Origin of the sequence: Aquabacterium sp. NJ1 (genome assembly GCF_000768065.1) — a bacterium.
Classification (GTDB): domain Bacteria; phylum Pseudomonadota; class Gammaproteobacteria; order Burkholderiales; family Burkholderiaceae_C; genus Aquabacterium.
On the sequence record NZ_JRKM01000001.1, the window covers coordinates 1,016,767 to 1,039,159 of the forward strand.

General features: G+C 65.0%; 24 protein-coding genes. 14 read left to right on the forward strand and 10 right to left on the reverse strand.

The genetic code is table 11. The features are described 5' to 3' along the window. Nucleotides 1–21: 21 nt before the first annotated feature. Both JY96_RS04350 and JY96_RS04355 read left to right on the forward strand, forming a co-directional pair. Complete coding sequence (locus JY96_RS04350) at nt 22–720, forward strand: phosphatase PAP2 family protein (protein ID WP_052162131.1); 699 nt, start codon at nt 22–24, stop codon at nt 718–720. Beyond that, entirely contained in the window at nt 717–1,094 is a 378-nt protein-coding gene (locus tag JY96_RS04355) for a diacylglycerol kinase (protein ID WP_035035254.1), read from the forward strand. Before JY96_RS04350 ends, JY96_RS04355 begins: the two co-directional genes overlap by 4 nt. On the opposite strand, the gene JY96_RS21955 is transcribed toward JY96_RS04355, so the two are convergent. The 6 genes from JY96_RS21955 to JY96_RS04385 all read right to left on the reverse strand — a co-directional run bounded on the left by JY96_RS21955 (nt 1,084) and on the right by JY96_RS04385 (nt 7,418). Then, nucleotides 1,084–3,480: an MASE3 domain-containing protein gene (locus tag JY96_RS21955; protein WP_052162132.1), complete on the reverse strand. Its 2,397-nt coding sequence runs from the start codon at nt 3,478–3,480 to the stop codon at nt 1,084–1,086. The genes JY96_RS04355 and JY96_RS21955 overlap by 11 nt on opposite strands. Nucleotides 3,481–3,601: 121 nt before the next feature. Next, nucleotides 3,602–4,468 carry a TatD family hydrolase gene (locus tag JY96_RS04365; RefSeq protein ID WP_035035257.1) on the reverse strand — a complete coding sequence of 289 codons (867 nt, stop codon included), beginning with the start codon at nt 4,466–4,468 and terminating at the stop codon, nt 3,602–3,604. A gap of 21 nt (nt 4,469–4,489) precedes the next feature. Next, on the reverse strand, nt 4,490–5,170 hold the full coding sequence (lolD, locus tag JY96_RS04370) for a lipoprotein-releasing ABC transporter ATP-binding protein LolD (protein WP_035041208.1): 681 nt from the start codon (nt 5,168–5,170) through the stop codon (nt 4,490–4,492). A 5-nt stretch (nt 5,171–5,175) separates the two neighbouring features. Next, complete coding sequence (locus JY96_RS04375) at nt 5,176–5,385, reverse strand: DUF2788 domain-containing protein (RefSeq protein ID WP_035035260.1); 210 nt, start codon at nt 5,383–5,385, stop codon at nt 5,176–5,178. 1 nt (nt 5,386) lies between these two features. Then, a complete protein-coding gene (locus JY96_RS04380) occupies nt 5,387–6,172 on the reverse strand; it encodes a DUF2189 domain-containing protein (RefSeq protein WP_052162133.1) in 786 nt (261 codons plus the stop codon). Next, nucleotides 6,165–7,418, reverse strand: a complete 1,254-nt coding sequence (locus tag JY96_RS04385; protein WP_035035261.1) for a lipoprotein-releasing ABC transporter permease subunit — start codon at nt 7,416–7,418, stop codon at nt 6,165–6,167. The genes JY96_RS04380 and JY96_RS04385 overlap by 8 nt, the downstream gene beginning before the upstream one ends. Before the next feature lie 60 nt (nt 7,419–7,478). Here JY96_RS04385 and JY96_RS04390 point away from each other — a divergent pair, with 60 nt between their 5' ends. Both JY96_RS04390 and recJ read left to right on the forward strand, forming a co-directional pair. Continuing rightward, complete coding sequence (locus JY96_RS04390) at nt 7,479–8,471, forward strand: hypothetical protein (RefSeq protein WP_035035262.1); 993 nt, start codon at nt 7,479–7,481, stop codon at nt 8,469–8,471. 9 nt (nt 8,472–8,480) lie between these two features. After that, on the forward strand, nt 8,481–10,208 hold the full coding sequence (recJ, locus tag JY96_RS04395) for a single-stranded-DNA-specific exonuclease RecJ (RefSeq protein WP_035035263.1): 1,728 nt from the start codon (nt 8,481–8,483) through the stop codon (nt 10,206–10,208). A gap of 42 nt (nt 10,209–10,250) precedes the next feature. On the opposite strand, the gene JY96_RS04400 is transcribed toward recJ, so the two are convergent. The 4 genes from JY96_RS04400 to flgA form a co-directional block, all read right to left on the reverse strand. Further along, the gene (locus JY96_RS04400) at nt 10,251–11,288 is read right to left on the reverse strand and encodes a PEP-CTERM sorting domain-containing protein (protein WP_035035265.1); all 1,038 of its coding nucleotides are present in this window, start codon (nt 11,286–11,288) and stop codon (nt 10,251–10,253) included. Nucleotides 11,289–11,442: 154 nt separating this feature from the next. Next, nucleotides 11,443–11,838: a hypothetical protein gene (locus tag JY96_RS04405; RefSeq protein ID WP_035035267.1), complete on the reverse strand. Its 396-nt coding sequence runs from the start codon at nt 11,836–11,838 to the stop codon at nt 11,443–11,445. Between the two features lie 8 nt (nt 11,839–11,846). Further along, complete coding sequence (gene flgM, locus JY96_RS04410) at nt 11,847–12,143, reverse strand: flagellar biosynthesis anti-sigma factor FlgM (RefSeq protein WP_035035269.1); 297 nt, start codon at nt 12,141–12,143, stop codon at nt 11,847–11,849. Between the two features lie 127 nt (nt 12,144–12,270). Further along, complete coding sequence (flgA, locus tag JY96_RS04415; protein ID WP_052162134.1) at nt 12,271–13,086, reverse strand: flagellar basal body P-ring formation chaperone FlgA; 816 nt, start codon at nt 13,084–13,086, stop codon at nt 12,271–12,273. 202 nt (nt 13,087–13,288) lie between these two features. On the opposite strand from flgA, the gene flgB reads away from it, so the two are divergent. The 10 genes from flgB to flgK all read left to right on the forward strand — a co-directional run bounded on the left by flgB (nt 13,289) and on the right by flgK (nt 22,391). Continuing rightward, nucleotides 13,289–13,726, forward strand: a complete 438-nt coding sequence (flgB, locus tag JY96_RS04420; protein WP_035035271.1) for a flagellar basal body rod protein FlgB — start codon at nt 13,289–13,291, stop codon at nt 13,724–13,726. Nucleotides 13,727–13,747: 21 nt separating this feature from the next. Continuing rightward, on the forward strand, nt 13,748–14,158 hold the full coding sequence (flgC, locus tag JY96_RS04425; protein WP_035035273.1) for a flagellar basal body rod protein FlgC: 411 nt from the start codon (nt 13,748–13,750) through the stop codon (nt 14,156–14,158). A gap of 32 nt (nt 14,159–14,190) precedes the next feature. Beyond that, complete coding sequence (locus JY96_RS04430; protein ID WP_035035275.1) at nt 14,191–14,850, forward strand: flagellar hook assembly protein FlgD; 660 nt, start codon at nt 14,191–14,193, stop codon at nt 14,848–14,850. Nucleotides 14,851–14,906: 56 nt separating this feature from the next. Then, entirely contained in the window at nt 14,907–16,211 is a 1,305-nt protein-coding gene (flgE, locus tag JY96_RS04435; RefSeq protein ID WP_035035278.1) for a flagellar hook protein FlgE, read from the forward strand. A gap of 37 nt (nt 16,212–16,248) precedes the next feature. Continuing rightward, nucleotides 16,249–16,977: a flagellar basal-body rod protein FlgF gene (gene flgF / locus JY96_RS04440; RefSeq protein ID WP_035035280.1), complete on the forward strand. Its 729-nt coding sequence runs from the start codon at nt 16,249–16,251 to the stop codon at nt 16,975–16,977. Between the two features lie 46 nt (nt 16,978–17,023). Beyond that, the gene (gene flgG, locus JY96_RS04445; protein ID WP_035035284.1) at nt 17,024–17,806 is read left to right on the forward strand and encodes a flagellar basal-body rod protein FlgG; all 783 of its coding nucleotides are present in this window, start codon (nt 17,024–17,026) and stop codon (nt 17,804–17,806) included. Then, the gene (locus JY96_RS04450; protein ID WP_035035286.1) at nt 17,806–18,483 is read left to right on the forward strand and encodes a flagellar basal body L-ring protein FlgH; all 678 of its coding nucleotides are present in this window, start codon (nt 17,806–17,808) and stop codon (nt 18,481–18,483) included. The genes flgG and JY96_RS04450 overlap by 1 nt, the downstream gene beginning before the upstream one ends. Before the next feature lie 64 nt (nt 18,484–18,547). After that, the gene (locus JY96_RS04455; protein ID WP_035035288.1) at nt 18,548–19,678 is read left to right on the forward strand and encodes a flagellar basal body P-ring protein FlgI; all 1,131 of its coding nucleotides are present in this window, start codon (nt 18,548–18,550) and stop codon (nt 19,676–19,678) included. After that, entirely contained in the window at nt 19,678–20,595 is a 918-nt protein-coding gene (gene flgJ, locus JY96_RS04460) for a flagellar assembly peptidoglycan hydrolase FlgJ (protein WP_035035297.1), read from the forward strand. Before JY96_RS04455 ends, flgJ begins: the two co-directional genes overlap by 1 nt. 20 nt (nt 20,596–20,615) lie before the next feature. Beyond that, the gene (gene flgK, locus JY96_RS04465; protein WP_035035299.1) at nt 20,616–22,391 is read left to right on the forward strand and encodes a flagellar hook-associated protein FlgK; all 1,776 of its coding nucleotides are present in this window, start codon (nt 20,616–20,618) and stop codon (nt 22,389–22,391) included. Nucleotides 22,392–22,393 lie beyond the last annotated feature (2 nt).

The following is a 22,393-nucleotide window of genomic DNA, read 5'->3' on the forward strand; positions in this document are numbered from 1 at the left end:
CAAGCGGGTAAGCTGTGGGCCATGCGCCCCTTCATCCGCCAACACTTTGGCCCGTATTTCGAACTGCGCCTGCTGTGGCCCAGTTTGCTGATGGCCATGGCGGCATGGGGTTTCATGAAGATCGCCGGCGAGGTGCTGGAGGGCGATGCCCGCGCCGTGGACCTGTGGATCCTGCAACTGCTGAGAACGGGCGACAAGCAGCTCACGCCCATCGGGCCGCTGTGGTTGCAGGAGGCCATCCGGGACCTGACCGCATTGGGCAGCCCGGCCGTGTTGACACTGACCGTGGGGGCCGTGTGGGGTTACCTGGTGATGGCGCGCCAACGGGTCATGGCCTGGCTGGCACTGGGCTCCGCGCTGGGTGGCGTGCTGGTGGCCTTCGGCTTGAAGGCCTTGTTTTCGCGCGAGCGCCCCGATGCGGTCTTCCACACCGCCGTGGCCTCCGGCTACAGCTTCCCGAGTGGCCACGCGATGATGTCTGCCATCGTCTACCTGACCATGGCCGCGCTGATTGCCCGCCTCGCGCCACGCACCCGCCTGAGGCTGTACGTGATGGCTGTGGCGTTGCTGATCACAGGCCTGGTCGGGCTGTCGCGCATCTACCTGGGTGTGCACTGGGCCTCCGACGTGGTGGGTGGCTGGGCGGCTGGCGCGGCCTGGGCCCTGCTGTGCTGGCTGCTGGCCAGCCGCTTGCACCTGGGGCAGGAGCGCCACCCATGAAGGGGCACCACTTCCTCGATCGCCTGGCTTACGCCTGGGCCGGCCTGCGTACGGCCTGGCGCATGGAAAAGAGCCTGCGCACGCATGCGCTGGCCACCGTGGGTGTGCTGGGCCTGCTGCTGCTCACCCGTGCACCGGGCCTGTGGTGGGCCGTGATGGCCTTGACGGTGGGCCTCGTGGTGGCCACCGAATTGCTCAACACCGCGCTGGAAGCCTTGTGCGATCACCTGCATCCCCAACGTCACGAGGCCATCAAGCTGACCAAGGATGTGGCCGCCGCAGCCGTGCTGGTGAGCAGCCTGGCCGCCCTGATCGTGGGCCTGGCATTTGTGGCTGACCAGGTGCTGCCCTGGTTAGGCTGGATCAGGCGATGACGCCTTCGCTGCGCCGGCGGGCCTGATCAGATTTCACGGACGCCAGCACGGCATCCAGGCGCATCAGCACCCCTGCCACGTCCAGGGGCTTGGGCCAGAAATCGGCAAAACCTTGCTCACGCGCACGGGTCAAGGGGTCCTTGGAAACGTCGGCCGACATGGCGATGCAGATCAGGCCCTGCCCTTGCGGCATCTGGCGGATGCGGGCAAGCACCTCGCCGCCGTTCATGTCGGGCAGGTTGATGTCGATGAGCACCAGATCAGGCCAGCCGTGCTGCAAGCGGTCCAGTCCCTTTTCACCGTCCTCGGCGATCAGCAGCTTGACGTCTGGCCGAAGGTCGAAGATGGCGCGCAGCAAGGCGGCATTCAAGGGGTTGTCTTCGATGCACAGCACGGTGGTCACGTTGTCATCGGCCTGGCGCGGGCGTGTCACTGCGGGTTCAGGCGGTGCGGCAGACGCACTGGCTTGCGCCACCAGTGGCATCTGAACGGTCACGGTGGTGCCAACGCCCTCCGTGCTGTCCAGGGTGACCTCGCCGCCCATCGACTCGATCAACCGGCGCGTGATCACCAGGCCCAGGCCCGTGCCCTCGATGCCATCCCGATCGGCCCCCAGGCGGTTGAAGGGCTCGAACAGGCTTTTCATCTGCTCGACACTGAGCCCTCGGCCGGTATCGGCCACCCGCAACAAGAGCCATTCGCCCCCTGCCTCGCGTTCGCTGATGGCGCAATGCACGGTCACCTTGCCGCCCACGCGGTTGTACTTCACGGCATTGGACAGGATGTTGATCAGCACCTGTTTGAGCCGCCGCTCGTCGCCCAGGATCTGGCGGCGCTCCACCTTGGCGGCATCTACATGCACCGACACCCCCATGGCCTCGGCCTGCGGCAGCACCATGGGCAGGCTCTGCGCAATCAACTCACCGATGCGCACCGGCGCCATGGTCAGGCCCGCATCACCCGACTCGATGCGGGTCAGATCCAGGATGTCGTTGATCATCTCGAGCAAATGTTGCCCCGCCCGCAGGATGTACTCGACATGCAGACGCTGCCCCGCGGCCATGCGCGAATTGGCATCGTGCAGCAGCAGTTGCGCAAAACCGATCACCGCATTGAGCGGGGTGCGCAGCTCATGGCTCACGCGCGACAGGAACTCGCTCTTGGCCTGGCTGGCCTTCATCATGGCCTGGCGCTCCAGCAAGGTGGCTTCGGCCTGCTTGCGCTCGGTGATGTCGCGCGACAGCACGATGAAACGGGTATCCAGGCCGTTCACCCCGCCCTTGCGAGACACCGACAACTCGAACCAGCGAGGGCCTTGCGGCAGAGGCACTTCCAGCTGAGCACCCGACGAGGTGCCGCTCGACAAAGCCGCCTCCATCGCAGCGATCACCACCTGCGCCTGCTCGGGGGGCATCACCTCCTGGATGGTCTTGCCCAGCAGTTCATCGGCCGGCCGGATCAAGGTCTCAGGGCGGGACGAATGCACGGCGTGGTAACGGCCATGCAGATCCAGCTCCAGCATCACGTCGGGGACGGCATCCAGCGTGGCGCGCAACTGGTCGCCCATGAGCGCCATCTCGCGGTAAGGCTCTTCGATCACCTCGACAAACACGGCGCGGTACAGGAAGAGGTAGGACACGACCTTGTAGATATGGCCGGTGAAGTTGTAGACATCCCCCATCGTGGCATACAGGGTGAAAAAGCACTCGCTCATGGCCATGACACACACGGCACCGAACAAGGCTGCGGCATTGAAGGGCAAGGGGCGGCGCATCTGCGTGTACAGGCGCCACGCGGCAGCCAGGTTCATGCCAATGACCAGGTACTCGGCACCGATCTTGAAGGCGGTCAAGCCTGTGCCGGGGCGGAAGGTCTCGGGCACCCAGCCTGGGTGAAACAGAAAGGCCCAATAGCACACGCCGACCACGCTCAACACGGCCAGCAGCCAGCCATAACGCCCCGGCCCGGACACTGATCGACCAGGCGGCAGCACCGCCACGGCGAGCAAGGCCGAGGCCGCCAGCAAACGGGCTGCCAGCCAGAAATGAATCGCCTTTTGAGGGCCTGAGGGCGTGATGAAGCGGGGCATGCCCATGAAGGACAAGGCGTGTGCGAAGTCCAGCATGGCCACACCCAGGAAGGCACAAGCCAGGATCACCGCATGACGAGGCAGCGCACGGCTATAGGCATTCCACCCCGATGCAAATACAAGCACCGCGATGACCACGGCCACCATTTCCAGCAAGGTGTGGATGGGCACGTAATCTTCGATCTTTTGAAAACCCGCCCAGAAAGGCACGGCCCAGGCCAGCAGCAGGCCCAGCGCCATGACGGCAATCAGGGCCAGTGCCTGACGCATGGGCGCGCGATGGCTGTGATGCAGCATCACACCGCTCCTTGAGGTTCATGTCTTGGAGTCCGGGCACAGGGACCGCAGCTTCAACAAAGACAACTCGCAAGGGCGTGCCAAGACCTGTGAGAACGATTGTGGCACGCTCAGCGGAGCATCACCAGCCTGGTGCACCTGCGGCACCTGTCAAGACTGACAGGCCGGGCAAGGCCTGCAAGGCATTGGCCGTGGTGCGTGATTGCGTCTGCTCGGGCGTCCAGCCGCGCAGTTGCGCCAGGGTCAGCGCAATACGGGGCAACTCGGCCGGCTCGTTGCGGCTGCGCTGCCCCTGGGCCCGCGCCTCGGCGGTCTGGTAAAGCCAGTGCGGCGGGATGTCCGGGGCGTCGGTTTCCAGCACGATGGCCTCTTCGGGCAGGCTGGCCGCCAGACGGCGGATCTGCAGGGCGCGCTCGAAGGTCATGGCGCCGCCAAAACCCAGTTTGAAGCCCAGATCCAGAAAGGCCTGGGCCTGCTGTTCGCTGCCATTGAAGGCATGCGCAATGCCACCCTGCACAGGGCGCCCTGCATCACGCAGGCGCCGCAGGTGTTTGAGCAGGCCATCGGCACTGCGGCGCACATGCAGGATCACCGGCAAGCCATGCGCCGCGGCCAGGTCCAGCTGTGCCGCATACAGGCGCTCCTGCAAGGCCTTGCTGCTGTCATCCTGCAGATCAGGCACGAAGTAGTCCAGACCGATCTCGCCCACGGCCACCAGGCGGGGGTCGTTTCGCCAGGTCTGCAACGCTTGAGCCAGGCTGGCCAGGGCCACCTGCTCGGGCGTGTCGTGCACATAAAGGGGATGGATGCCCAAGGCATACGCGCCACCGCATTGCAGGGCCGCCGCACGGGCCGTGGCAAAGGTGGCCGGCGACACGGCAGGGACCACCATCAGCCCCACGCCAGCATCGCGGGCGCGCTGAATCACATCAGCACGGTCCGCATCGAACTCGGGTGCATCGAGGTGGCAATGGGTATCGAGCCACATGCGCGCATCCCCCCTGCCCGCTCAGGGCTCGAAGCGGCCGTTGACCAAACGGTGGCGCTGCGCACAGCGTTGTGCCAGGCTGGCATCGTGGGTGACCATGACCACCGCCGTGCCCTGATCGGCGGCGAGTTGCAGCATCAGGTCGAACACGATGTCGGCCGTAGTGCGGTCGAGGTTGCCGGTGGGCTCGTCGGCCAGCACACACGCAGGCTGCGTGACCAGCGCGCGGGCCACGGCCACACGCTGGCGCTCGCCACCGGACAGCTCGGCCGGGCGGTGCTCCACGCGGTTGAGCAGGCCCACGCGGTCAAGCCACAGGCGGGCCTGCGCACGGGCCTGATCCTGTGGCATGCGGCGGATCAGCAAGGGCATGGCCACGTTATCCAGCGCGGTGAACTCGGGCAGCAGGTGGTGGAACTGGTAGATGAAGCCCAAGTGCTGGTTGCGCCAGGCACCTTGTTGCGCCGGATTCATGTCACCCAGCTCACGCCCCATGAGCTGCACGCGCCCGCTGGTCGGGCCATCGAGCCCCCCCAGCAGGTGCAACAAGGTGCTCTTGCCGGAGCCCGAGGCCCCCACCACCGCCACCGTTTCACCGCGTGATACCTGCAAGTCCACGCCCTGCAGGATGCTCACATCCAGCGGGCCTTCATGGAAACGTTTGACCAGCCCTTGGGCTTGAAGAATGAAAGTGTCAGCCATGCCGATCAAATATGGAGCAACCAGACCAGGATGTTCTTGGCGATGAAGCCCAGCATCCCGAAACCCAGCACGAGGAACAACATGAAGGTGCCGAACTTGCCAGCCTTGGACTCGCGAGCCAGCTGGAAGATGATGAAGAACATGTAGAGGATGAAGCCGCCCACACCGACGGTCAGCCCCAGTTGAGCAATCTGCTCCTCGCTCAGACCAAACATATCAAACCGCTTCCCTGCCCGTTTCGCGGACCACCAGATCGCGATAGGCATGCCAGGTGGCATGGCCCAGAACCGGTATCACCAGAATCAAACCAAACATCAGGGTGCCCAAGCCCAGCAGGCTCAGCGCCATCACGATCGCAGCCCAGGTGCTCAGGCAGATGGGATTGGCCGCCACGGCCCGCCAGCTGGTCAGCACGGCGCGCTGCACGGTGACCTGGCGGTCCACCAGCAGGGGAATGGCCACCACGCTGGAGGCGAACACCGGCGCGGCCATCACCCCGCCAACCAGCAGCCAGATCTCGAAGAAGCCCGGGTTGGGCGACAGCACCACACGCTGCAGGAAATCGGTGGGCGTGGTCACGGGGGGCTTGACACCCAGCGTGATCAGCGCGGCCGAGGTCATGACCCAGCCGGTGCCCAGGGCGGTGAGCAACAGGCCGAACTTGACAAGGCGACGGTCCATGGACGACCAAACGGCCCAGACTGCCTCGAAACCGGCAGGCTCACCCCGCAGCAAAGCGCGGCTGACCGCGTACAGCCCGGTGCTCAGGATGGGCGCTACCATCAGGAAGCCCGAGATGGCCCCGGCCAGGATCCAGAAGTGGTCCCAGGCCATCAGCATCAGGAGGCCGCCAAAAGCACCCATGAGCGCGCCATGGGCCAGGCCGACCACGGGCGCCTCCATGAAGTCGCTCCAGCCCCGGGCCAGCCAGATGAAGGTCCGCAGGGAATGCACCTTGCGGACACGCAACGGACGGTCTTGAGCACGCAGCAGTTCACTCATAACGCAGGGCCTCGGCAGGTTGCACACGGCTGGCGCGCCAGCTGGGGTACAGCGTGGCAGCCAGGGACAGGACCAGAGAAATCACGGCGATGGGGAGGATGTCGCCCCATTGCGGGTCAGAGGGCATTTGCGAGATCAGGTAGATGCTGCCAGGCAGGAAGCGCACACCCAGCAGGTGCTCGATGAAGGGCACGATGACATCCAGGTTGAAGGCCACCAGCAGGCCCAGGCCCAGGCCACCCAAGGTGCCCATCACGCCGGACAAGGCGCCCTGCACCATGAAGATCGCCATGATGGAGCGCGGGCTGGCGCCCAGGGTGCGCAAGATCGCGATGTCGGCGCGCTTGTCGGTCACGGTCATCACCAGGGTGGAAACCAGGTTGAAAGCCGCCACGGCCACGATCAACGTGAGGATGATGAACATCATGCGCTTTTCCACCTGCACCGCGTCAAACCAGTTGCGGTTGGTGCGCGTCCAGTCACGCACGATGACATCGGGGCCCAGGGAATCGGCCAGCTCATTGCCCACGCTGCGGGCCATCTGCGCATCCTTGAGCTTGAGCTGCACGCCGGTCACGCCACCGGTGCGAAACAGCTTGGCGGCGTCATCGGCATGCATCAGCACCAGGCCGCTGTCGTACTCATAGTGGCCCGCATTGAAGATGCCCACCACCGTCACCTGCTTGAGGCGCGGCACCACACCGGCCGGGGTCATCTGGCCGCTGGGCGCGACCACGGTGAGCATGTCGCCCTCGTTCACGCCCAGGCTGCGCGCCATTTCGATGCCGATGATCACGCCCCAGCCACCGCTGTGCAGGCGCGCGAAGGTGTCCTTCATGCTGGCGGCCAGCGGCGTGACCGCCACTTCTTCAGACGGCACGATGCCGCGCACCAGCGCGCCACGCATGTCATCCCCACGGGCGATCAGGGCTTGTGCGGGCAGGAAGGGCGCCACGCCCACCACAGCGGGGTTGCGCCGGGCCTTGTCGGCCAGCACGTGCCAATCGGGCAAGGCACTGCCCCGGGCATCAAACAGCTCGACATGCGCGACCACGGACAGCATGCGGTCCCGCACTTCCTTCTGGAAGCCGTTCATGACCGACAGCACGATGATCAGCGCGGCCACGCCCAGCGCGATACCCAGCACCGACACACCGGAAATGAAAGAAATGAAGCCGTTTCGGCGTGTGGTACGGCTGGCTCGGGTGTAACGCCACCCGACGCGCCATTCAAAAGGCAGATTCATGATGGGGGGGAGTGTACCCACTTGATAATCACGCCTTATTCACGCCAGCCCCCTGATCAAGTGACCAACCCGCCCTCCACGCACTGGATCGTGCCCTTTGCGGCCAGCCTGTCCGAGCCCTGCCAGCACGCCCTGCCCCGCCTGGCCGACGCCAAGGCCCTGCCCAACCTGCGGCGTTTGCTGAGCCAGTTGCAGGAAACGACCCGCGTCGAAGGGGATGAATACGCGCTGTCCATGCCGCACGAGCGGGTACTGGCCGCCAGCATGGGCTGGCCGGATCAGGATGGACACCTGCCCTGGGCGGCCTGGTGGGCGGCGCGAGATGGCGTGACCTTGCCTGATGGTGCGCCCTGGGGGCTCTTGAGCCCTGGCCACTGGCTGATGGGCCGCGACCACCTCACCCTGCTGGACCCGGCCACGCTGGCCTTGAGCGAAGCCGAATCTCGCACCTTGTTTGATGCCGTGCGTGAGTTGTTCGAGAGCGACGGCTGGACGCTGGTCTGGGGCGCCAGCCAGCGCTGGTATGCCGCGCACCCCTCGCTCGAAGGCCTGCCCACCGCCTCGCTGGACCGCGTGATCGGCCGCAACCCCGATGTCTGGCTGACCGATCACCCGCAAGCGCGCACGCTGCGCCGCCTGCAAAGCGAGGTGCAGATGCTGCTTTATCAGCACCCCGTCAACGACGCCCGTGAGCAAGCTGGCCTGGCCACGGTCAACTCCTTCTGGCTCAGCGGCTGCGGCCCGACGCCCGCCACCGTGGCGCTGCCGGCGCACATCAAGCTGGTCGACGATTTGCGCGCCCCCATGCTGGCCGATGACATGCCCGCCTGGCTGGAGGCCTGGGCGCAAGTGGACAACACCGTGCTGAAGCAGGCCGTGCAGGCCGCAGAAGCAGGCCAGCCGATCATGCTGACCTTGTGCGGCGAACGGCATGCCATCACGCTGGGCCAGACACCAGCCGCCGGCCTGAGCACCCGCCTGTGGCAATCTGTGAAGCGCCTGACCTCATCCCGCGGTGGCCCCGACCTCGTGGCCCTGCTCAACAGCCTGTAAGCGACGCCCATGAAAATCACCGCCCGAGAGGTCCCTCCCCGCGCAGCCTGGGCCCTGGAAGAAGCCGGCGTTCACCCGCTGCTGGCGCGTCTGTTTGCATCACGCGGCATACGCACGGCCGACGAACTCGACGACAGCCCGGCCCGCCTGCTGGCCCCGCAGGACCTCAAAGGCGCCACGCAGGCCGCCAGCTTGCTGGCTGACGCCATCACCCAGGGCCAGCGCATCTGCATCGTGGCCGACTACGACTGCGATGGCGCCACCGCCTGCGCCGTGGGCCTGCGCGGCTTGAAGATGCTGGGGGCACGCCCAGACCAGGTCAGCTACGTGGTGCCCGACCGCGCCGTGCACGGCTACGGTTTGACGCCGCCCATCGTGGACATGGTGCGTGCCAAGCAGGCCGATGTGCTGGTGACGGTGGACAACGGCATGGCCAGCCACGAGGCCGTGAGCAAGGCCCGCGCCTTGGGCTTGAAGGTCATCATCACCGACCACCACTTGCCTGTGGTGCTGGATGACGGCCAGGTCAGCCTGCCGGACGCCGACGTGATCGTGAACCCCAACCAGCCCGGCTGCCCCTTTGCCAGCAAGGCCCTGGTGGGCGTGGGCGTGATGTTCTACGTGCTGCTGGCCTTGCGTGCCGAGTTGCGCCAGCGCGGTGTGTTCGACGCCGCCAGCCAGCCCCGCATCGACAACCTGCTGGACCTGGTGGCACTGGGCACCATCGCCGACGTGGGCAAGCTCGACGACAACAACCGCCGCCTGGTCGCGCAGGGCCTCAAACGCATCCGCGCCGGGCGCATGCAGCCGGGCATCGCCGCCCTGTTTGCCGCCGCGGGCCGCGACCCGGCCAAGGCCACCAGCCAGGACTTTGGCTTTGCACTCGGCCCACGCGTGAACGCCGCCGGCCGCCTGGCCGAGATGGGCCTGGGCATCGAATGCCTGAGCACCGACGACATGGGCCGCGCCGACCTGCTGGCCCGTCAGCTGGACACCATCAACCGTGAACGGCGCGAGCTGGAGTCCGGCATGCGCGAGCAGGCCGAGCAACTGCTGGAATCGGTCATGCCGGAAGGCGAGCCGCCCGCGGCCGTGGCCATCTTCGACCCCGACTTCCATGAAGGCGTCGTGGGCATCGTGGCCTCACGGCTGAAAGACCGGCTGCACCGCCCCACCTTCGTGTTCGCGCTGGGCCAGGACGGCTTGCTCAAAGGCTCGGGGCGCTCCATCCCTGGGTTCCATCTGCGTGATGCGCTGGACCTGGTCAGCAAGCGCCACCCCGGTCTGCTCAAGCGTTTCGGCGGCCACGCCATGGCGGCGGGCTGCACCATTGCCGAGGAAGATTTCGACACTTTCGACACCGAGCTGACCCGCATCGCGCAAGCCGGCCTGGACCCCAGCCTGCTGCTGCGCCAGATCAGCACCGATGGCCCGCTGGATGCCCAGTGGTTCACACCCGAAACCGTGGCGCAACTCGACAGCGCCGTGTGGGGCCCCGGTTTTGAAGCCCCCGTTTTCAGCGACCAGGTCGAGGTGCTGGGCCAGCGCCTGGTGGGCGAGCGCCACCTCAAGCTCAGCCTGCGCGTGCAAGGCCAGGTACGCGACGGCATCTGGTTCGGGCACACCGACCCCTTGCCAGCGAAAACGCAATTGGCATACCGCGTCAACCTGGATGAATTCCAGGGCCGCCAGCGGGTTCAGATCGTGGTGGAAGGCGCCGTCGATATCGCAACCTGAGGTGCGAACCTGGTGTCAGGCCAGATGCGCTGATGCCTTTGATCAGTGACGCCGGCCACGCTGCATCACCCCAGCCATGCAGACTAGGCCGAGTCCGAGGCAAGCCAGGGTCGACGGCTCCGGCACAGGAGAAAGCAGGAAGGAGCGCTGCTGACCATTAACGGTACCCAAGCCGACGATCTGTCCTGCATCGTTAATGTCATAGGCGTATTGAAGCGTCCAGTTGCCACCATTGACCAGAAGATCCTTCAGCGACAGTACCTGGCCATCCTCCCACAAGGTGGCAACCGGACTGCCCAGCAGACCGTAACTTACTTGCCCCACAATCGAGCCATTGTTGTTAATGGCGTTAGCAGTGGACGCCGTGGTGCCAGCTGGGGTGTTCAGAACGGTCAAGTTCCCCTCGCTATCCCAGCGCGCGGCCCAATAAGTGTTGTTCTTCAGAACCGCGCCCGCCACGGCCATCGTATCGTTGATATCAACCGCTTTGGCCGCACCTCCATCACCGCCGCTGAGTTGCCGGAACTGGCCGACGCCGTTCCATACCCCTGCGCTGAGGCCATCGTTGCCGACGATGACACCACCTTCATTGACGCCGGTCGCAGAGCTGTTGGCACCGCCGAGCGCTTCGGCCTGACCGCTTCGCCACACCACAGCACGGCCGCCTGACTCGCCCACGACCACACCTTGCTCGTTGACCGCGTGAGCCGCGCTCTGGCTGTTGGCGCCATTCAGCCCGGCCAGCATCTGGAACTGGCCGCCTTGCCAGGTGAACGCCTGCTTATCGGCGGTCCCCACGGCCACGTTGCCATTGTTCAGATCCTCGATCGTCAAAGCCTTAGTCCCGATCGGCTGACCGATGTCAATGATGATGCCGCCATAGGTGCCGGGACCAACCGGACCGTTCTGCGTGGCAACCATGCCTTGGTCATTGATGACGGAAACTGGCAGTGGATCACTGACCAGAGGCGAGAAGGACAAGCTGCTGATGGTGTACTGTGGCGCGGCCATCGCCGTGGCACAGAACGCCCATGTCAGCAATCCGGTCAGCGATTTGATGCGCGCAACTGCCTTGGCCATGATCGAAAGCTCCCCTATTTGATCAATTGTGAACGACAAAACACAATCGTCAGTCTAAGAGCAGCCCCCATGGCACGGCAGCCGATTGCGTGCAATTCGAGACAGGGCCCCCTGGACACGGGGTCGCGCCAGAGGCCCGGGCGGCCTCGAAAACTCAACGGTAGGCGTTGAGCGCCTTGGACACCGGCGTTTGCGCCAGGTTGCCGTAGGTGCTGCTTTCCTCGCGCGGAAACAGCACGCTCAGCGTGCGGTCGATGGAAGCATTGGCCCGGTTCACGGCCGCTTGTTGGGCCAGCACACGGGTCTGCGCCAGTTTCAGGCGCGAACGCAAATCATCGGTCAGCGGCTTCAAACCAGCCTGTTCGGCCTTGCGAAAGGCCACGAGCGATTCGGCCAGACCACGCTGCAGGTGAAGCGCATGCTGGGCAATCAACTCGCTGTCACCCGCGGCAAAAGCCTTGTCCAGTTCGGACAGGCGCTGCTCGATGTCCGCCACTTGGGCAGCCATCTCCGCAGACACCTGTTCGCGATGGGGCAATGCTTGTGCCATGTTCAGCCTCAGCCCTGCTTGCCTTGCAGCAGTTCCTTGGCGTTGGTGATCAGCTTGTCAGCGATGACTTCAGGGTTGACCTGATAGGTGCCGCTGTCGATGGCGTTCTTGACGCTGGACACCTTGTCCGCATCGAAACTGCCATCTGCTGCCGAAATCAGCCCGGATGCCACGTTGGAGAGCGTGACTTTTGCACTCTCGCTGACGCTGCCTGAGGCCGATGATGTCTTTCCGGTTGTGCTGCCGCCCTCGGTGCGGGGGCCGAGGCCACCTACCGCTTTGTCTAAAGGGTTGCCGATCTTCATGATGTACTCCTTGATCCCGGCGTATGCCGAGTGGTCACATCCGCGATATCGACGCGGGGCTGACCGACTTTAATGCCAAACACCTGGAACCCCCTAGCTATGGGGGGTAAATTGGCAAAAAACTGTTTCACAGCGACAACTCCACCAGCCGGTCGCCCACCGGGTGGCCACAGACCACTCGGCCGTTGTCGGTCCTTACACGGGCACATTGGCCCTCGTCCCCGGGTGTCAAGGCGGTGCCCTCTGCCGCAATCTGAAAACCGTCACCACGCACCGTCAGGCGCACAGGGTCACCAGCTGCAAACCAGCGGCGGGCTTTCACATCATCCTGGCGGACGCTTTGGCCGGGCTCGATGCCACGCAGCAAGGTGCGCCCCACGATGTCCGCCAGACGCATGACAGCGGGGGACGTCTTTTCGGCCAGGTCCACCTCGGCCAGACGCAGATCGTTTTCGTTCACCGGGTTGCCAGGGCGCAGCGGCACAGCCGCCACCAGCGCCTGCCCCCAGACCTTGACTGTCACCGGCCAGAACACATTCCAGTGCACCGGGCCCTGCTCGCAGCGCAGGCCCACACGGGTCTTGCCCCACATCTGCACCCCGTTGGGCATGTAGGCGCGCACCTTGTCACAAGGCGCCAGCTTCAGGCGAGGGTCCAACTGGCCCAGCACCACCTCGACGCGCCAAGGCTTTTTTTGCGATGCGGCATCGTTGCCGCTGCCCTGGGGCAAGGCCTGCTGCTTGAGCAGGGAGCTCACCTGGGATTGCAGCCCACCGGTATCGGCCATCGCCACGGTCTGCGCACGTGCGGCTGGCGCAAACGTGGCCGCGACGGTGCACAGCCCCGCCCACAGCACGGAACTGAGCCCCGCCATCAGGAACTGGGCAGGTGCCAGCCCGATGTCCTGGCAGAGGCGGCCGGAGTGATCGATGGACGTTTTCATGGTGAGTTGACTGTACGAAGCCCCGTCCCCATGCAAGGAAAGGAAATGAGGGCGGAATGGCCCGCTATTTCGGCTCATGTTTTTGGCCCAGCCGATCAACATCCCAGACAAGCTGCCTCGTCGTGCATCCGCCCCGGTGATCCCCACCAGGACTGCCGCACCACCAGCCAGCAGATGTGACCAGCCCCGGAGGGCCCAGACCATGCTGAACCGATTGACCGACTCCTTGAACTTCCAGGCCGAAGCGCTCTCGCTGCGGTCGGAACGCCAACGCCTGATCGCCAGCAACATCGCCAACGCGGACACCCCCGGCTACGTGGCACGCGACTTCGATTTCGCCACCGCCCTGCGCCAGGCCACCGGCCAAGGCTCGGTGGGTGACAGCAGCGTGCACACGCCCAAGCTGACCATGGCGGCCTCCAACGGCGGGCACCTCAACCGCAATGGCCAGCCCGTTGGCGGCCGCGACCAGCCCGACATGAACTACGCCCTCGCCTCCCAGACCAATCTGGACAGCAACACCGTGGACATGGACCGCGAGCGCGCCAACTTCGCCGACAACACCGTGCGCTACGAAGCCACGCTGCGCTTCATCAACTCACAGGTTCGCACGCTGAACACGGCGATCACGGGCCAGTAAAGCGCTGAATAGGAGACCACCATGTCGATGTTCAAGATTTTCAATGTGGCCGGTAGCGCCGTCAGTGCGCAATCGCAGCGCCTCAACGTGGTCGCATCCAACCTGGCCAACGCAGACACGGTGGCCGGCCCCGATCGCGCGGCCTACAAGGCCCGCCAGGTTGTGTTCACCACCACGCCCATGGGCGAAGTGGGCACCGCGGGCGTCACCGTCAGCCAGGTCACCGAAGACAACAGCCCCGGCCGCCGCGTGCTTGACCCCAAGCACCCCCAGGCCGATGCCGATGGCTACGTGACCTACAGCAACGTCAACACGGTCGAAGAGATGGTCAACATGATCTCGGCCTCGCGTTCCTACCAGAACAACATTGAAGTCATGAACACGGCCAAGTCCCTGCTCATGAAGACCCTGCAGATGGGTCAAGGCGGCTGATCACCTCGAGCATTGATTGAACAGGACAAGTCATGACCACAGTCACCAACAACACAGCGACCAGCGGCACCGCCGCCACGTCGACCACCTCGACCACGTCCAAGAACAGCATGTCCGAGGCCTCGGACCGCTTCCTGAAGCTGCTGGTCACACAGATGCAGAACCAGGACCCGCTCAACCCGGCCGACAACTCGCAGATCACCAGCCAGATGGCGCAGATCAACACGGTGACGGGCATCGACAAGCTCAACACCACGATGACGAGCATGAGCACCAACATGACCCAGCTGCAGATGCTGCAAGGCACCGGCCTGGTCGGGCACTCGGTGGTCATGGAGGGCAACCAGCTGGGCACCAACACGGCAGGCAACGGCGTGGGCGGCTACGAGCTGGCTGCGGCCGCATCCAATGTGCAAGTCGACATCTACAACGCGGCTGGCATCAAGCTTGACACCGTCACGCAAAGCGGCATGGGCGCCGGCCTGCAGAGCTTCGAATGGACGCCGCCCAGCGGCACCAGCATGACCGGCCTGACCTTCAAGGTCACGGCCACCAGTGGCGGCAAGGCCATCACCAGCACACCCATGATGAGTGACCTGGTCGATGCTGTCAGCACCGGGGACAGCGGGCTCATGCTGGAGTTGCGCAACTCGGGCAGCACGGCCTACAGCAAGATCAAGACCGTGTCCTGATCAACCTCATCACCCTTTTCACTTCGCCACTGCAGTAACGCCGAAAGGACATCACCATGGGCTTCCAGCAAGGACTATCCGGCCTGAACATCTCCAGCAAGAACCTGGAGGTGATCGGCAACAACGTGGCCAACGCGAACACCTACGGCGCCAAGTCATCGCGCGCCGAGTTTGCCGACATGTACGCGGCCTCCCTGGGTGGCGGCGGCAGCAACGGCATCGGCATTGGTGCCCGTGTGGCGTCCGTGGCGCAGCAGTTCACACAAGGCAACATCAGCACCACCTCGAACAGCCTGGACCTGGCCATCAACGGCCGGGGCTTCTTCGCGCTGGCCGACTCGCAAGGTGAAACGGTGTACTCGCGCAATGGCCAGTTCAAGCGCGACGCCAACGGCTACCTGATCAACAACGAGAAGCACCAGTTGCTGGGCCAGGCGCTCGACGCCAGCGGCGCCCCCGCAGGCCCGGCCGGCACGCCCATCCAGCTGACCAACGACAGCTCGCCCCCGCAAAAGGCCAGCGCCATCACCATGACGGCCAACATGGACGCCCGCGCCAAGCCCATCGCCACGGCCATCGACTTTGCTGACTCCAAGACCTACAGCTTCGTCACATCCCAGACGGCTTATGGCGACAACGGTGCCCCCATCGCGCTGAACTACTATTTCAAGAAGACCGCTGACCCCACCCCCGGCGACCCCACCCTGACGCCCCCTGACCCTGGTACCGGCGGCACCTGGGAGGTCTACCTGAGCGCCGACGGCAACACCAATGCCGCTTCGGTTCAGAACGACGGTGGCAGCCCCCCTCTGCCCACCCCGATCGCCACATTCACCTACGACGCCAACGGCACCCTGCCCACCGGCACCGTGTTCACGATCCCGTCCATTCCTGGCGGCAACAACGGCCAGCCACTGACCGGCGTCACGCTCGACATCAGCGGCAACACCGAATACTCCGGCGCCTACTCGGTCACCGACCTGTCCGGTGGCGGTTATGCACAAGGCAACCTGTCGGACTTCGTGATCGAAACCGACGGCACCGTGACGGCCCGCTACACCAACGGGCAGTCGAAGGCCCTGGCCCGCGTCCAGCTGGCCGACTTCAAGAACCTCAACGGCCTGCAGCCGGTTGGCTCCAATGAATGGAAGCCCACGGCGTCCTCAGGTGACCCGCTGCCACTGGGCACACCGGGCTCGGGCGTGTACGGCCTGCTGCAATCCGGCGCACTGGAAGAGTCCAACGTGGACCTGACCGGCGAGCTGGTCAACATGATCGTCGCGCAACGTGCCTACCAGGCCAATGCACAGACCATCAAGGCCGAAGACCAGGTCCAGCAGACGCTGGTGAACCTGCGTTGATGAACGGGCCGGCATCCCGCAGTAACAGGAGCACAAGATGGACCGCATGATCTACGTGAGCATGGCTGGCGCCAAGATGAACATGCAGCGCCAGGACGTGTTGTCCAACAACCTGGCCAACGTCAGCACCACCGGCTTTCGGGCCGAACTGGAGGCTGTGCGTGCCGTGCCGGTGCGAGGCGACGGCGCCAGCACACGCGTCTACTCGCTGGAAACCACCGTGGGCTACGACGACAACGCCGGCCCCGTGACCTTCACCGGGCGCTCGCTGGACGTGGCCGCACAAGGCAAGACCTGGATGGCCGTGCAGGCACTGGACGGCACCGAGGCCTACACCCGCTCAGGCTCGTTCACGCTCAATGCCGATGGCATGCTGGTCACGCACAGCGGCCTGCCGGTGATGGGCGATGGTGGCCCGATCAACATCCCTGCCGGCTCCGAGCCCAGCATTGCACCGGATGGCACGGTCAGCGCCAAGGCTGCCAACGGCAAGATCACCGGCGTGGGCAAGCTCAAGCTGGTGACGCCGCAAGACAAGCTGGTGCGCGGTGAAGACGGCCTGTTCCGGTCTGCCGACGGCGCCGAGCTGCCTGCCGATGCCAACGCCCGCGTGCAGGACGGCTCGCTGGAAGGCTCCAACGTCAACCCCATCGAGACCATGGTGTCGATGATCGCCGCGTCCCGCCAGTTCGAGACGCAGATGAAGCTGATGCAGACCGCCGAGTCCGACGAGAAGGCCGCAGCCCAGCTGCTGTCCGCCGGTTGACCTGATTTGATTTGAGAGATGGCGCGACGCGCCGAGGAGTAATGCCATGATGCGTTCACTGTGGGTATCGAAGTCCGGCATGGAAGCCCAGCAGACCCAGCTGGATCACATTTCCCAGAACCTGGCCAACAGCGGCACCAATGGCTACAAGCAGTCGCACGCCATCTTCGAGGATCTGATGTATCAGAACCTGCGCCAGAGCGGTGCCAACAGCTCGGAGCAGACGCAACTGCCCACCGGCCTGCAAGTGGGCCTGGGCGTGCGTGCCGTGGCCACCTCGCGCCAGTTCACACAGGGCACGCTCACGCAGACCTCGAACAACCTGGACCTGGCCATCCAGGGCAAGGGCTTCTTCCAGATCACCATGCCCGACGGCACCACCGGCTACACCCGGGACGGCGCCTTCCAGATGGATTCACAAGGCCAGCTGGTCACCAACAACGGCTACCTGGTGCAGCCCGGCATCACCGTGCCGGCCGACGCCACCAACGTGACCATTGCGCAAGATGGCACCGTCACGGCCACGATCCCCGGCCAGGTCCAGCCTCAGAACCTGGGGCAGATCCAGCTGGCATCCTTCGTGAACCCGGCCGGCCTGGAGCCCAAGGGGCAGAACCTGTTTGCCGAAACCCCCGCCTCCGGCGCCCCGCAGACAGGCACCCCCACCGTGCAAGGCATGGGCAGCCTGTCGCAAGGTTTTGTCGAATCCTCCAACGTGAACGTGGTGCAGGAGCTGGTGACCATGATCCAGACCCAACGCGCCTACGAGCTCAACTCCAAGGCCATCCAGACCTCGGACCAGATGCTGCAGAAACTGGGACAAATGTGATGAACCGCCTGCGCAAGCTGCTGCCCTTCAGTCTGCTGCCCATCGCCCTGCTGACGGGCTGCGTCACCACCTCGCCCAAAGTGGATGTGGCCGAGCCCACGCAAGCGCGCCCTTCCGCCGCCGCCTACGCCCCGGTCAACAACGGCGCCATCTTCCAGGCCGGCGGCTACCGCCCCCTGTACGAAACGCACCGTGCGCGCATGGTGGGCGACATCATTACCGTCAACATCAGCGAAGCCGTGTCGGCCAAGCAGGTGACCACCAGCTCCATCGAGAAAAAGGGCAGCGTGAGCAGCGCCATCACGGCCGTGCCGCTCGTGCGGCTGGATCAGGTGGCCAAGCTCGGTGCCGCCGGCTCGGCTGACAACAAGTTCGATGGCACCGGCAGCACGGCCGCCACCGGTAACTTCACCGGCACCATCACCGCCACCGTCACCGAGGTGCTGCCCAATGGCCACCTGATCGTGGCGGGCGAAAAACAGATCGGCGTGTCCAAGAACGTTGACGTGCTGCGCTTCTCGGGTCAGGTAGACCCGGCCAGCATCCAGCCGGGCAACACCGTGCTGTCCAGCCAGATCGCCAACGTGCGCATCGAGCACATGGGCCGTGGCGCCCAGCAGGATGCACAGGGAATAGGCTGGCTTGCCCACTTCTTTTTGAGCATTTCGCCGTTCTAAAGAACTCGACAATGAAGCCGAGCCCCGTGGATCTCCGGGGGCCCTCAGATGGGAAATCGGCTTCATGGACACCTCGGATCGCCTCCTCAAACTGCTGATCGGCCTGGCCTTCCTGGCGGCCTCCGCGGCCCTGTGGTGGCCGGTGGATGCCAAGGCCGTTCGCCTCAAGGAAATCGCCGCCGTTCAAGGCGTGCGCAGCAACCAGCTGATGGGCTACGGCCTGGTCGTGGGCCTGGACGGTACCGGCGACCAGACCACGCAGGCGCCCTTCACCGCACAGAGCCTCAACGCCATGCTGCAGCAGATGGGCATCACCATGCCCGCTGGTGCCACCATGCAGCTCAAGAACGTGGCGGCCGTGATGGTCACCGCTTCCCTGCCCCCCTTCGCCCAACCTGGCCAGGCCCTGGACGTGACCGTGTCCTCCATGGGCAATGCCAAGTCCCTGCGCGGCGGCACCCTGATCGCCACCCCGCTCAAAGGTGCTGACGGCCAGATCTACGGCATGGCCCAAGGCAATGTGGTGATCGTCGGCGCCGGCGCGGCGGCAGGCGGTGCCAAGGTGCAGATCAACCAGCTCAACGCAGGCCGCATCCCAGGTGGCGCCACGGTGGAGCGCAGCGTGCCCACGCCCTGGCTGCAAAGCAGCACCGTGCAGTACGACGTGCAGGCCGATGACTTCAACACCGCCCGTGAGGTGGCCGATGCCATCAACAAGGCCAAGGGCCCTGGCACGGCCGAGGCCATCAACGGCCGCACCGTCAACGTCAACCTCCCTGCCCAGCCCGGCGCGCGTGTGGCCTTCATGGCCGATCTGGAAAATCTGAACATCGACAAGGCCACGCCCGCCGCCCGTGTGGTGATCAACTCCCGCACCGGCTCCATCGTGCTCAACCAGGCCGTGACCATCGGGCCTTGCGCCGTGGCGCACGGCAACCTGTCGGTGACCATCAGCTCCACGCCGGTGATCAGCCAGCCCAGCCCGATGTCGCAAGGGCAGACCGTGGCCACCGAGAAGACCGACATCCGCATCAACCAGGAGCCTGGCGCCCTGATCCAGATGCCTGCCGGCACGAAATTGACTGACGTCGTCAAGGCCCTCAACACCCTTGGCGCCAACCCGCAGGACCTGCTGGCCATCCTGCAAGCCATGAAGGCGGCCGGCGCACTCCAAGCCGAGCTGGAGGTGATCTGATGAGCCTGAACGCAACATCCAAACAGCCCAATGGGCTGACCCTTGACCTGCGCTCCCTGGACAGCCTCAAGGCCACGTCCGGCAAGGACCCCAAGGCCGGCATCAAGGAAACCGCCAGGCAGCTTGAAGGCCTGTTCATGCAGGAGCTGGTCAAGAGCATGCGCTCGACCACGATGAACAGCGGCATGCTGGACAACTCGGCCACCGAGATGGGCACCAACATGCTGGACACGCAACTGGCCAACCAGATGACCGGCCTGCCCGGCGGCCTGAGCGACCTGATCACCAGGCAGCTGGAGCGCCAGCTGGGCATCGCCAGCAAGGACAGCAAGGGCAACCCGCTCAAGGGGCTGGGCGACCTGTCGACGAGCCGCCTGCAGGACGACCCGGCCAACACCACCCGCAGCACCGCAGACGCTGCTTACGTGGACAACAAGAACCTGAGTGCCTCCGAGCGCTTCGTGCGCAAGCACAAGGAAGCCGCCAAGGCAGCCGAGGCCGCCACCGGCATCCCCGCCACCAACATCCTGGGCCAGGCCGCACTGGAGTCGGGCTGGGGCAAACATGAAATCCGCATGAAGGACGGCTCGCCCAGCCACAACCTGTTCGGCATCAAGGCCACATCCGACTGGAAGGGCAAGGTCGCCGAGGTCACCACCACCGAGTACATCGGCGGCGTGGCGCGCAAGGTCACCGCCAAATTCCGTGCGTATGACTCTTATGCCGACGCTTTCACGGACCACGCCAGGCTGCTGAGCCAGAGCCCGCGCTACAGTCAGACGGTGGCTCAGGCCGACACGGCCAGCGGCTTTGCCCGTGGCTTGCAAAAGGCGGGCTACGCCACTGACCCAGCCTATGCAGACAAGCTCACCAAGGTGATCAACACCACCTTGCGTCTGCAAAAGACCGTCACCTGACGGCCTGACAGGAGTACACCATGGGTACAGGCATCTTCGGGATCGGGACCTCGGCCATGACGGCCACTCAAGCCATGCTTGACACGGTCTCGCACAACATCAGCAACGTCAACACGCCGGGTTACTCGCAACAGAACGTCGAGCTGGCCACCCAGGGCGGCATGTTCACGGGTGCCGGCTTTTATGGCCGTGGCGTGCAGGTGGTCACGGTCACCCGATCGACGAATGAATTCCTGGTCAAGCAGGTCAACGTCAACACGGCCCAGAACAGCGCCGACCAGACTCGGCTGGACAAGCTCAAGCAAATGGAATCCGTGTTGCCCACCGGTGAAGCCGGCCTGGGCTACTCGGCCAACCAGGTGCTCAATGCCTTCGTGGACGTGGCCAACCAGCCCCAGGACGTCTCGGCCCGCCAGGTGGCGCTGGCCCGCGCGCAGGACTGGGTCAGCCGCATGAACACGGCCGGCAAGCAGCTCAATGACCTGCAAACTGGCGTGATGTCCGACATGGGCACCTCGGTGGCGCAGATCAACAACCTGACCAAGCAGATCGCCGAAGTCAACCAGAGCATTGCGAAATACACCGGCTCGGGCCACGCGCCCAATGACCTGCTGGACAAACGTGACCAGCTGATCAAGCAGCTCAACGAGCAGGTACAGGTCACCACGGTGGCCGCAGACGATGGCACCACCAGCGTGTTCATGGGCGGCGGGCAGCTGCTCGTGCTGGGCAACGATGCACAAACGCTGACCGTGGTCCATGACGCCACGAACCCGGCCCAAGGCCGTGTGGCCCTCTCCAGCAACGGCACCACCCGCGTGCTCGACAGCAACCAGATGACCGGCGGTGCTTTGCACGGCCTGCTGCAGTTCCAGGACTACGACCTGGCCCAGACCCGCCAGCAGCTCAACACCTTTGGCGCCAATTTCGCCGATGCCCTCAATGCCCAGCAGGCACTGGGCATCGACCTGGATGGCAACCTGCAAACCAGTTTCGACGCCGCAGGCAACCCGGTCAGCAACCCGCTGTTCACCAACACCTCGGATGCCGCCTCGCTGACCCTGTCCATGACCGCCCCCAAGGGGCTTGCGGCGGCCTCGCCCTTGTCGGCCACCCCTGCGCTCACCAACACCGGCACCGCCACCATCGACTCGCTTGTCATGGTGCGCGCCCTGCCCACCACCAATGCACTGGACGCTGCCACCTCGCAGCCCACCACCGGCGCGCCGCTGAACGTGGTGTTCGCCACCGACCCCAGCGACCCCACCAAGCTGGTCTACAGCTTCACCGACAGCACAGGCGCCCCTTACAAGGACACCTCGCCACCGCGCAGCTGGACGCCCGGCACCCCCATCACCGACCAGGACCCTGCCAGCACCCCGAGCGCAGCGTTGTTCAACCTGAGCATCAAGGGCGTGCCCAAGGCCGGTGACTCGATCCAGATTTCGCGCACGGCCTTCCCGGCCTCCAACAACGGCAACGCCATGGCCATGCTGGGCCTGCGGGACCAGGCCATCGTCTCGCTGGACGGCACGTCCAAGACCACGGTGACCGATGCCTACTCGCAGATGATCGGCAACCTGGGCGTGATCGTGCAAGGCGGGCAGACCTCGGCTGACATCTCCAAGACCTTGCTGACCGGCTCGGAGCAGACACTGACCAGCACCAGCGGCGTGAACCTGGATGAAGAAGCGGCCAAGCTCATCCAGTATCAGCAGAGCTACCAGGCGGCAGCCAAGGTGCTGCAGATCGCCCAGTCTCTTTTCGCGACCTTGCTGCAGACCGCGCAGGCTTGACG

Coding starts and splice junctions, on each gene's coding strand:
- JY96_RS04350 (WP_052162131.1), top strand. CDS start 22: ATGCGCCCCTTCATCCGCCAACACTTTGGCCCGTATTTCGAACTGCGC.
- JY96_RS04355 (WP_035035254.1), top strand. CDS start 717: ATGAAGGGGCACCACTTCCTCGATCGCCTGGCTTACGCCTGGGCCGGC.
- JY96_RS21955 (WP_052162132.1), bottom strand. CDS start 3,480: ATGCTGCATCACAGCCATCGCGCGCCCATGCGTCAGGCACTGGCCCTG.
- JY96_RS04365 (WP_035035257.1), bottom strand. CDS start 4,468: ATGTGGCTCGATACCCATTGCCACCTCGATGCACCCGAGTTCGATGCG.
- lolD (WP_035041208.1), bottom strand. CDS start 5,170: ATGGCTGACACTTTCATTCTTCAAGCCCAAGGGCTGGTCAAACGTTTC.
- JY96_RS04375 (WP_035035260.1), bottom strand. CDS start 5,385: ATGTTTGGTCTGAGCGAGGAGCAGATTGCTCAACTGGGGCTGACCGTC.
- JY96_RS04380 (WP_052162133.1), bottom strand. CDS start 6,172: ATGAGTGAACTGCTGCGTGCTCAAGACCGTCCGTTGCGTGTCCGCAAG.
- JY96_RS04385 (WP_035035261.1), bottom strand. CDS start 7,418: ATGAATCTGCCTTTTGAATGGCGCGTCGGGTGGCGTTACACCCGAGCC.
- recJ (WP_035035263.1), top strand. CDS start 8,481: ATGAAAATCACCGCCCGAGAGGTCCCTCCCCGCGCAGCCTGGGCCCTG.
- JY96_RS04400 (WP_035035265.1), bottom strand. CDS start 11,288: ATGGCCAAGGCAGTTGCGCGCATCAAATCGCTGACCGGATTGCTGACA.
- JY96_RS04405 (WP_035035267.1), bottom strand. CDS start 11,838: ATGGCACAAGCATTGCCCCATCGCGAACAGGTGTCTGCGGAGATGGCT.
- flgM (WP_035035269.1), bottom strand. CDS start 12,143: ATGAAGATCGGCAACCCTTTAGACAAAGCGGTAGGTGGCCTCGGCCCC.
- flgA (WP_052162134.1), bottom strand. CDS start 13,086: ATGAAAACGTCCATCGATCACTCCGGCCGCCTCTGCCAGGACATCGGG.
- flgB (WP_035035271.1), top strand. CDS start 13,289: ATGCTGAACCGATTGACCGACTCCTTGAACTTCCAGGCCGAAGCGCTC.
- flgC (WP_035035273.1), top strand. CDS start 13,748: ATGTCGATGTTCAAGATTTTCAATGTGGCCGGTAGCGCCGTCAGTGCG.
- JY96_RS04430 (WP_035035275.1), top strand. CDS start 14,191: ATGACCACAGTCACCAACAACACAGCGACCAGCGGCACCGCCGCCACG.
- flgE (WP_035035278.1), top strand. CDS start 14,907: ATGGGCTTCCAGCAAGGACTATCCGGCCTGAACATCTCCAGCAAGAAC.
- flgF (WP_035035280.1), top strand. CDS start 16,249: ATGGACCGCATGATCTACGTGAGCATGGCTGGCGCCAAGATGAACATG.
- flgG (WP_035035284.1), top strand. CDS start 17,024: ATGATGCGTTCACTGTGGGTATCGAAGTCCGGCATGGAAGCCCAGCAG.
- JY96_RS04450 (WP_035035286.1), top strand. CDS start 17,806: ATGAACCGCCTGCGCAAGCTGCTGCCCTTCAGTCTGCTGCCCATCGCC.
- JY96_RS04455 (WP_035035288.1), top strand. CDS start 18,548: ATGGACACCTCGGATCGCCTCCTCAAACTGCTGATCGGCCTGGCCTTC.
- flgJ (WP_035035297.1), top strand. CDS start 19,678: ATGAGCCTGAACGCAACATCCAAACAGCCCAATGGGCTGACCCTTGAC.
- flgK (WP_035035299.1), top strand. CDS start 20,616: ATGGGTACAGGCATCTTCGGGATCGGGACCTCGGCCATGACGGCCACT.